At 68.7% G+C, this 10,139-nt stretch carries 3 protein-coding genes, 1 tRNA gene and 2 rRNA genes; 5 read left to right on the top strand and 1 reads right to left on the bottom strand.

The window, feature by feature from the left end:
- The 4 genes from ACWC5O_RS16280 to ACWC5O_RS16265 form a co-directional block, all read left to right on the top strand.
- Window positions 1–97, top strand: a 23S ribosomal RNA gene (locus tag ACWC5O_RS16280); the annotation flags it as partial.
- 70 nt (window positions 98–167) lie between these two features.
- A 5S ribosomal RNA gene (gene rrf, locus ACWC5O_RS16275) occupies window positions 168–284 on the top strand.
- A 114-nt stretch (window positions 285–398) separates the two neighbouring features.
- A complete protein-coding gene (locus tag ACWC5O_RS16270) occupies window positions 399–1,061 on the top strand; it encodes a DegT/DnrJ/EryC1/StrS family aminotransferase (protein ID WP_450587116.1) in 663 nt (220 codons plus the stop codon).
- Window positions 1,062–1,145: 84 nt separating this feature from the next.
- Window positions 1,146–1,218 (top strand) — tRNA-Thr (locus ACWC5O_RS16265).
- A gap of 83 nt (window positions 1,219–1,301) precedes the next feature.
- On the opposite strand, the gene ACWC5O_RS16260 is transcribed toward ACWC5O_RS16265, so the two are convergent.
- Complete coding sequence (locus ACWC5O_RS16260; RefSeq protein ID WP_450586807.1) at window positions 1,302–4,058, bottom strand: SpoIIE family protein phosphatase; 2,757 nt, start codon at window positions 4,056–4,058, stop codon at window positions 1,302–1,304.
- A 410-nt stretch (window positions 4,059–4,468) separates the two neighbouring features.
- On the opposite strand from ACWC5O_RS16260, the gene ACWC5O_RS16255 reads away from it, so the two are divergent.
- On the top strand, window positions 4,469–9,928 hold the full coding sequence (locus ACWC5O_RS16255) for a HAMP domain-containing protein (protein WP_450586809.1): 5,460 nt from the start codon (window positions 4,469–4,471) through the stop codon (window positions 9,926–9,928).
- Window positions 9,929–10,139: the final 211 nt, after the last annotated feature.

Genomic DNA, 10,139 nt, shown 5'->3' with positions numbered 1-10,139 from the left:
GTAAGGCTCCCAGTAGACGACTGGGTTGATAGGCCGGATCTGGAAGCCAGGTAACTGGTGGAGGTGACCGGTACTAATAGGCCGAGGGCTTGTCCTCAGTTGCTCGCGTCCACTGTGTTGGTTCTGAAACCACGAACAGCCTTCGGTTGTTGATTGTTTCATAGTGTTTCGGTGGTCATAGCGTGAGGGAAACGCCCGGTTACATTCCGAACCCGGAAGCTAAGCCTCACAGCGCCGATGGTACTGCAGGGGGGACCCTGTGGGAGAGTAGGACGCCGCCGAACAAATATTGAAAAGGTCGGATCCTGAACTTCGGTTCAGGGTCCGACCTTTTTACGTTCTGCTTAACGTGTCGTTCACGTTGCGCGCCGAGCATCCAGCACATGGGTACTGCTGCAATGCTCAGGGCCGCCGGCGTCGGAGTCGGTGACGAGGTCGTCGTACCGGCCTTCGGGAACGTCGAAGTGGCCGAGGCCGTGACCCTGACGGGTGCGCTTCCGGTGTTCGCCGACATAGATCCGATCACCTACTGCCTCGACCCCTCGGCTGTGGAAGCGGCCGTAACTCCTCGAACCGTCACGGTCGTTGCCGTCCACCGGTTCGGTCGGCGCGCGGACATCACGCGGCTGCACGAGGTCGGACAGCGGCACGGGCTGCTCGTGCTGGAACAGGGTGAGTCCGAGGCGCCGTACGACGAGATGGCGCAGCGCAGGGAGCGGGCCGCCTATCTCGACGCGAAGCTGAAGGGCGTGAGCACGCCGGACGGGGGCGACGGACACACCTACCAGCAGTACGTGGTGCGGGTGCCGGGCAATGGCCGGCCCGACCGCGATGCGTTCGCCCGGGCCCTGCGGGCCAGGGGAGTTGAGTGCCGTGTTCCCGTGAAGACGCCTGTGCACCGGCTGCCCGAGTTCCGGCGCTGTGTGGCTCTGCCGGAGACCGAGCGGGCCGCGGACGAGACGCTCGCGCTGCCCGTGGACGCCTCGCTGACGAAGCGTGAGATGCAGCGGATCGTCTCTGCCTGCAACGCCCTTGGTGGCCTGCTCCAGCCCGCCTTCTGAACGGGCACCGAACGAATTTGGGAAACGGCCCTGTTCAGGGTATTCTTTTCCTGTCGCCGCGAGGGAAACCTCGAAAGCGACAAGGCCCCTATAGCTCAGTCGGCAGAGCGTCTCCATGGTAAGGAGAAGGTCAACGGTTCGATTCCGTTTGGGGGCTCAGCAATGAAGGCCTCGCCCTATCGGGCGAGGCCTTCGTCGTATGTGCGGGTGGGACCCGCGCGGGCCCGGGGCCCGAGGGCCTCAGTCCTTGTGAAGCCCCGGGACCCGCATCGCCAGGATCGCCATGTCGTCGGACGGGGCATCGGACGCGAAGCGTTCCACGGCGCGCATGACGCGTGCAGCGACCGCGCCCGCGGTGAGGCCCGTGCAGGCGGTGAGGACGTCGGCGAGGCCGTCGTCGCCCAGCATGCGCGTGCCCTCGCGGCGTTCGGTGACGCCGTCCGTGACGCAGAGGAGGACGTCACCGGGGTCGAGGGTGACCGTCTCCTCGTACAGCTCCAGGTCCTCGATGACGCCGAGCAGCGGCTGGGGTTCGGCAGCGGCCGCCACCGTTCCGTCCTGGCGCAGGCGCAGCGGGAGCGGGTGCCCGGCGCAGACCACCTTCAGCTCGGCGCTGCCGTCCTCCTGGGGCCGCAACTCGCCGTACAGCAGCGTCAGGAAGCGGCTGCGGTCGCCCTCGTCGAGGATCGCGGAGTTCAGGCGCTCGAGGACTGCCGGGCCGGACAGGCCCTCGCGGGCCAGCAGGCGCAGCGCGTGCCGCGCCAGGCCCGTGACCGCCGCCGCGTTCGGGCCCGTACCGCAGACGTCGCCGATGGCGAAGCCGTAGGCGCCGTTGCCGATCGGGAAGAGGTCGTAGAAGTCGCCACCGACCTCGTTGCCCTCGCCGGCCGCGCGGTAGATGACCTCGACCTCGACGCCGTTGATGTGCGGCAGGCCGGGCGGGAGCAGGCTGCGCTGGAGGGACTGGCTGATGGCTGTGCGTTCCGAGTACAGCCGGGCGTTGTCCAGGGCGAGGGCGGCCCGGCGGCTGAGGTCCTCGGCCAGTTCGAGGATCTCCTGCCGGAAGTGCTCGTCGGTGGGCTTGCCCAGGGTCAGCATGCCGATGACGCGGTTGCGGGCGACGAGCGGCAGGACGACCGTCTCGCCGCCGACGGCGGAGGCCGTCGCGAGCGTCGGGCCGATGCCCGAGGCGACCTGGTGGATCGGGCCGCCGGTCAGGCCGAGGCTGCGCATCGAGCTGCGCAGGGCGGCGTCGTGGGCGGCCTCGCCGGGGGCGGTCCAGACGCGGGCACCGGGCGTGGGTACCGGGTCGGGCGGGGGGATCTTCGACAGCAACGACTTGATGCCGTCGATGAGTTCCTCGTCCTCGTGCAGCACGTACGACAGGTACGGCTCGGAGGCCTGGTCGGCGATCGTGTAGACGGCACACCAGGTGGCCAGTGTCGGGACGGTCATCTGGGCCATCAGGGCCAGGGTCTGGTCGCGGTCCAGGGTGCCGGCCAGCAGGTCGGAGGCCTCGACCAGGAAGCTCAGGGAGCCGCGGCGTAGCCGCTCCAGCTCGCCGAGGCGGGCCGACTCCACCGCCAGGGCGATGCGGTCGGCGGCGAACTGCAGGCGCAGCGCCTCCTCGTTGGAGTACCGGCCGGGCGCCTCGGCCGCCACGCCGAGGGAGCCCGTGAGGCGGCCCTCGACCTTCAGCGGGACCGTGACGACCGAGCGCATGCCGGTGCCGGCCAGCAGCGGTACGGCGCCGGGTACGGCGCTGAGGTCGTCGTGGACGGCGGGCATGCGCGCGGAGCCGTAGCGGCCGGGGCCGGCCTCGACGGGCACGCGGGCGAAGCGCTGGCGGGCGGAGGGCAGGCCGGTGGAGGCACGGACCTCCAACTCGGTCTCGTCGTCGGTGGCGAGGAGCAGGAACGCGGAGTCGCCGTCGAGCATGTCGCGGGCCCGCTCGACCGTGCGCTGCAACAGGCCGTCGAGGTCGTCCGGGGCGGGGGAGCCGATGAACACCTCGAAGGGGTCGCTGCTCTGGCCGTCGGAGCCGGTTGTCTGGTCGGTGGTGGGGACGCGCAACGGAGTCTGCAGGACCGCGCGTTCGTGGTCCCGTACCAGGAGGCACACGGTGGAGGGTTCGCCGCCGGTGTCGCGGACCCTGAGATGGGAGGCGTAGACCCGGGCCACTCGGCCGTCGGAACCGCGGACGCCGTAACTGCCCTCCCAGCGTGAGAGCTGGAGAGCCTCGGCGATGCCGGTGCCGGTGCCCGGGGTGTGCGGCCAGGCGGCGAGGTCGGTGAGGGGCTTGCCGATGACCTCGGGGGCCGGGTAGCCGAACAGGTCCTCCGCGTCCTCGTTCCAGGCGCTGATGGAGCCCTTCCGGTCGATCTGGAGGACCGCGACGCGCACCCGGCCGTCGGCGAGCGGGAGGAGGTCGGCGGGGAGGGAGGGGCCGGCGGCGCGGGTGCCGACCGGACGCTCGGGCAGGTCGAGATGGAACCAGACGTTCTTGTGGGTGGGGGTGTAGTCCACGCCCCAGCGGGCGGCCAGGGCCGCGCACAGCTGCAGGCCGCGTCCGCCCTCGCGGTCGGGGCTGCCCATGGAGGCCGGCGAGGCCTGGAGGGGGACTTCGCGCTCCGGGTAGCGGTCCGAGACCTCGATGCGCACGCCGTCCTCGGTACGCAGGCACAGCACTTCCGCGTGTGTGCCCGCGTGTACCACCGCGTTGGTCACCAGTTCGCTGGTGAGGACCACCGCGTCGTCGACGACGTCGGCGAAGCCCCAGCCCTGGAGGGTGTCTCGGACGAAGGACCGGGCGGTCGCGACAGATCGTCCGACGGGCTCGAAACTGGCGGCCGCGCGCGCGGTGATCACAGAACTCCTCGGCCGGTTGTCGACGTGCAGGGCAGCGTGGCCGGCCGGCTCGCGCCGCTGCTGCGGCATCCGCTCGCCCGTCGGCCGTGGCTCCGGGGGATGTCCCCCGGGGATCAGTCCGGTGGTCATGGTCTGCGGCCGCCCCTCCGATGCCCGCTCGTGCTCGTGCCACCGCCCAGGCCGGTCGGACCGGTGTGGCTGGACAGCCGCATGCAAGGTTACTTACCTTCGCCCTCCGAGCGGATGCCGGTCGCCGGTGTTTACGCCCCCAGGGTGTGCGGACGGTGTGCGAAGCTGCCGAACTGTTATGGCCTGGTTCGGCCAGGGTGAAACACTGGGCAAGCTTCTGGTGAAGGTCCGCCCATGCTGCGTGTGTTCCGTGTACAGCGGGCAGCAGCCCCTGGTGTGGCCGGATCTCGTCTGGCAGAAATACCGAGCAGTAACGGGTACGCGGAATTATCCGGTAAGCCGGGTGATCGGCCTTCCGGGCCGACGCGGTGAGCACGGCAGTGATGGTCTACCCCTTCGGGAGGGACACAGTGGAGTCTGGCGCAGCGGCGCGGGGCACGAAGACGCGCGCGAAGGGCGGACCGTCCCTGGGCAGGAACGGCGGTACCACCGTGGTGGACACGGCCGCCCTGAACCGGCTGCTGGCGGCCCTCGTGTCGATGCGCGACGGCAACTTCCGCAAGCGGCTCACGGTGTCCGGCGACGGCGTGATGTCGGAGATCGCTGCGGTCTTCAACGAGGTGGCCGACCGGAATCTGCACCTGACCGGTGAGCTGTCGCGGGTACGGCGGATGGTCGGGCGTGAGGGAAAGCTCACGGAACGGCTGGAAACAGGCGCCTGCCAGGGCTCGTGGGCGGCCGCGATCGACAACTCCAACGCGCTGGTCGACGATCTCGTCTGGCCCGTCTCGGAGGTCAGCCGGGTCCTGACGGCGGTCGCCGAGGGTGATCTGTCGCCGCGGATGGATCTGCGCACCCAGGCGCCCGACGGCACCGGGCATCCGCTGCGGGGCGAGTTCCTGAAGGTCGGCCGTACCGTCAACAATCTGGTCGACCAGCTGTCGACGTTCACCGACGAGGTCACGCGCGTGGCCAGTGAGGTCGGCACCGAGGGCAAGCTCGGCGGCCAGGCCCGGGTACGCGGTATGTCCGGTTCGTGGAAGGACCTGACCGAGTCCGTCAACACGATGGCGAACCGGCTCACCGCTCAGGTGCGGGACATCGCTCTCGTGACGACCGCGGTCGCGCGGGGTGATCTGTCACGCAAGGTCACCGTCCATGTCGCCGGCGAGATGCTGGAGCTGAAGAACACCGTCAACACGATGGTGGAGCAGCTGTCTTCCTTCTCCTCCGAGGTGACCCGGGTGGCCCGTGAGGTGGGCACCGAGGGCATCCTGGGCGGCCAGGCGCAGGTGCCCGGGGTGGCCGGCGTATGGAAGGAGCTGACCGACTCCGTCAACACGATGGCGGGCAACCTGACCGCGCAGGTGCGGGGGATCTCCCAGGTCACGACGGCGGTGGCGAACGGTGACCTGTCGCAGAAGGTGACGGTTCCGGCGCGTGGCGAGGTCGCTCAGCTCGCCGAGACGATCAACCAGATGACCGAGACGCTGCGGATCTTCGCGGACGAGGTCACGCGTGTGGCCAACGAGGTCGGTGGGGAAGGACGGCTCGGCGGGCAGGCGAACGTGCCGGGCGCGGCCGGTACGTGGAAGGACCTGACGGACTCCGTCAACACGGTGTTCCGGAATCTGACCACACAGGTGAGGGACATCGCCGCGGTGACGACCGCCGTGGCGAGCGGTGACCTGTCGCAGAAGGTCACCGTGGACGTGGCCGGCGAGATGCTGGAGCTGAAGAACACCGTCAACGGCATGGTGGACCAGCTGTCGGCGTTCGGTGCCGAGGTGACGCGGGTCGCGCGGGAGATCGGCGTCGAGGGTGAACTGGGCGGCCAGGCGCAGGTGTCGGGCGCGGCCGGTACCTGGAAGGACCTGACGGACTCCGTCAACACGGCGTTCCGCAACCTGACCGGTCAGGTGCGCAACATCGCCCAGGTGACGACGGCGGTGGCCAACGGTGACCTGTCGCAGAAGGTCACCGTGGACGTCTCCGGCGAGATGCTCCAGCTGAAGAACACCGTGAACACGATGGTGGACCAGCTGTCCTCGTTCGCGGACCAGGTCACGCGGATGGCCCGGGACGTGGGTACGGAGGGCCGGCTGGGCGGTCAGGCCCGGGTGGACGGTGTCTCGGGCACCTGGAAGGAGTTGACGGACTCCGTCAACTTCATGGCCGGAAACCTCACCTCGCAGGTGCGCAACATCGCCCAGGTGACGACGGCGGTGGCCAACGGTGACCTCTCGCAGAAGATCGACGTCGACGCGCGCGGGGAGATCCTCGAGCTGAAGAACACCATCAACACGATGGTCGACCAGCTCTCCGCCTTCGCGGACCAGGTGACCCGGGTCGCCCGGGACGTGGGTACCGAGGGCCGGCTCGGCGGTCAGGCGCAGGTGCCGGGCGTGGCCGGTGTGTGGCGGGACCTCACCGACTCCGTGAACGGCATGGCCGGAAACCTCACCGCCCAGGTGCGCAACATCGCTCAGGTCGCCACCGCCGTGGCCCGCGGTGACCTCTCCCAGAAGATCACCGTGGACGCGCGCGGGGAGATCCTGGAGCTGAAGAACACGCTGAACACGATGGTCGACCAGCTGTCGTCGTTCGCCCAGGAGGTCACGCGTGTGGCCCGTGAGGTGGGCACGGAGGGCATCCTCGGCGGTCAGGCCGAGGTCCAGGGCGTCTCCGGCACCTGGAAGGACCTCACGCAGTCCGTGAACTTCATGGCGAACAACCTGACCATCCAGGTGCGCAACATCGCCGAGGTCACGACCGCGGTCGCCAAGGGCGACCTGTCCAAGAAGATCACCGTTGACGCGAAGGGCGAGATCCTCGAACTCGTCACGACCGTCAACACGATGGTCGACCAGCTGTCCAGCTTCGCCGAGCAGGTGACCCGGGTGGCCCGTGAGGTGGGTACCGAGGGCATCCTGGGCGGCCAGGCGCACGTTCCGGGTGTCACGGGCATCTGGAAGGACCTGAGCAACAACGTCAACCTGATGGCCAACAACCTGACCATGCAGGTGCGCAACATCTCCCAGGTGGCCGCGGCCGTCGCCAACGGTGACCTGACGCGTCAGGTGACGATCGAGGCGAGCGGTGAGGTGGCGCAGCTCGCCGACACCTTCAACACGATGGTGAAGACGCTGAGTTCGTTCGCCGACCAGGTCACCAAGGTGGCCCGTGAGGTGGGCACGGACGGCATCCTGGGCGGTCAGGCGCACGTACCGGGTGTGGCCGGTACGTGGAAGGACCTCACCGAGTCCGTGAACCAGATGGCGTCCAACCTGACCGGTCAGGTGCGCAACATCGCCATGGTGACCACGGCCATCGCCAAGGGTGACCTGACGAAGAAGATCGACATCGACGCCCGCGGTGAGATCCTCGAACTCAAGACGACGATCAACACGATGGTCGACCAGCTGTCCAGCTTCGCCGAGGAGGTCACCCGGGTCGCCCGCGAGGTGGGGACCGAGGGACAGCTCGGCGGTCAGGCACGCGTGCGTGACGTCGACGGCACCTGGCGGGATCTCACCGAGTCGGTGAACGAGATGGCCGGGAACCTGACCCGGCAGGTGCGCGCCATCGCGCGCGTGGCGACCGCGGTGACCCGCGGCGACCTGAACCTGAAGATCGACGTTGACGCGTCCGGCGAGATCCAGGAACTGCAGGACTACATCAACAAGATGATCGCCAACCTGCGCGACACCACGATCGCCAACAAGGAGCAGGACTGGCTCAAGGGCAACCTCGCCCGCATCTCCGCGCTGATGCAGGGCCGCCGGGACCTCGAGGACGTGGCGTCGCTCATCATGAGCGAGTTGACACCGGTGGTCTCCGCGCAGCACGGCGCGTTCTTCCTGACGATGCCGCTGATGGAGGGCCAGGACCTCAGCGGCGACGCCGAGGACCGCTACGAGCTGCGGATGCTCGGCTCGTACGGCTACTCGATGGGCTCCATGCCGACGTCGTTCCGGCCGGGTGAGGCGCTGATCGGCACGGCCGCCAAGGAGAAGCGCACGATCCTGGTCGAGAACGCGCCGAGCGGCTATCTGAAGATCTCCTCCGGGCTCGGCGAGGCCCCGCCCGCGCAGGTGATCGTGTTGCCGGTCCTCTTCGAGGGCAAGGTGCTCGGCGTGATCGAGCTGGCGTCGTTCACGCCGTTCACGCAGATCCAGAAGGACTTCCTCAACCAGATCGCCGAGATGATCGCGACCAGCGTCAACACCATCTCGGTCAACACCAAGACCGAGCAGCTGCTGAAGCAGTCGCAGGAGCTGACCGAGCAACTCCGTGAGCGGTCGGCGGAGTTGGAGAACCGGCAGAAGGCGCTGCAGGCCTCCAACGCCGAACTGGAGGAGAAGGCCGAGCTGCTGGCCCGGCAGAACCGGGACATCGAGGTGAAGAACACCGAGATCGAGGAGGCCCGGCAGGTCCTGGAGGAGCGCGCCGAGCAGCTCGCGGTGTCGATGCGCTACAAGAGCGAGTTCCTCGCCAACATGTCGCACGAGCTGCGTACGCCGCTCAACTCGCTGCTGATCCTGGCCAAGCTGCTCGCCGACAACGCGGACACCAACCTCACCCCGAAGCAGGTGGAGTTCGCCGAGACCATCCACGGCGCGGGCTCCGATCTGCTCCAGCTGATCAACGACATCCTCGACCTGTCGAAGGTCGAGGCGGGCAAGATGGACGTCTCCCCGACGCGTATCGCGCTCGTCCAGCTCGTGGACTACGTGGAGGCCACTTTCCGGCCGTTGACCGCGGAGAAGGGCCTGGACCTGTCCGTGCGGGTCTCCCCGGAGCTGCCCGCGACCCTGCACACCGACGAGCAGCGGCTGCTGCAGGTGCTGCGGAACCTGCTGTCGAACGCGGTGAAGTTCACCGACTCCGGGTCGGTGGAGCTGGTGATCCGGCCCGCCGGTGCCGGTGTGCCGCAGGTCATCCGTGAGCAGTTGCTGGAGGCCGGCTCGCTCGGTGATCCGGACGCGCCGCTGATCGCGTTCTCGGTGACCGACACCGGTATCGGTATCGCGGCCGGCAAGATGCGGGTGATTTTCGAGGCGTTCAAGCAGGCGGACGGCACGACCAGCCGCAAGTACGGCGGCACGGGCCTCGGCCTGTCGATCTCGAGGGAGATCGCGCAGCTGCTCGGCGGTGAGATCCACGCGCAGAGCGAGCCGGGCCGCGGCTCGACGTTCACGCTGTACCTTCCGCTGCACCCGAGCGAGCTGCCGCCACAGGGCTACCAGCAGTCGGTGACCCCGCTGGCGGCCGGCGAGCTGGTCGCCTCCGCGGCCGAGCCGTCGTCGGAGCTGTCCGCCGTGGAGATCGAGACGCCGGCGGAGGTGAAGTCGTACCAGGAGACGCAGAACGGCGCCGCCGCGCTCTTCCGGCGCCGCCGCCGTAGCCTGCTGCCGGCCGAGCAGCGGCCCGAGCAGTGGGCGACGGTCGGCGAGCTGGAGAGCACGCCGCAGCCGGCCCGCGCGATGCGGTTCGGAGGCGAGAAGGTGCTGATCGTCGACGACGACATCCGCAACGTGTTCGCGCTCACCAGCGTCCTGGAGCAGCACGGGCTGTCGGTGTTGTACGCCGAGAACGGCCGCGAGGGCATCGAGGTGCTGGAGCAGCACGACGACGTGGCGGTCGTGCTGATGGACATCATGATGCCCGAGATGGACGGGTATGCGACGACCACGGCGATCCGCAGGATGCCGCAGTTCGCCGGGCTGCCGATCATCGCGCTGACCGCGAAGGCGATGAAGGGCGACCGGGAGAAGGCGATCGAGTCGGGGGCCTCCGACTACGTGACGAAGCCGGTCGATCCGGACCATCTGCTGGCGGTCATGCGGCAGTGGATGCGTGAGGAGTGACGGGGTGACCAGCGCGGATGTGAACGGTGCGGGAACCCTGGGTGTGTATATGGAGTTGTCGTTCCGAGGGGGCCGGGGGCGTGCGGGAATCCCGGATTCCGGGAACTTTCCGGTCTCTCGCCGCGTTTCCGTTGCGTGCACAGTGACATCGCGGTGACAGGGTGTGGCGACAGGCGGGGTGCGGCTACGATGACCGGCACAAGGACGGGCG

The organism is Streptomyces sp. NPDC001450 (assembly GCF_053597295.1).
The sequence above is the reverse complement of the archived record's forward strand: the minus strand, read 5'-3'. Positions and strand labels throughout refer to the sequence as shown.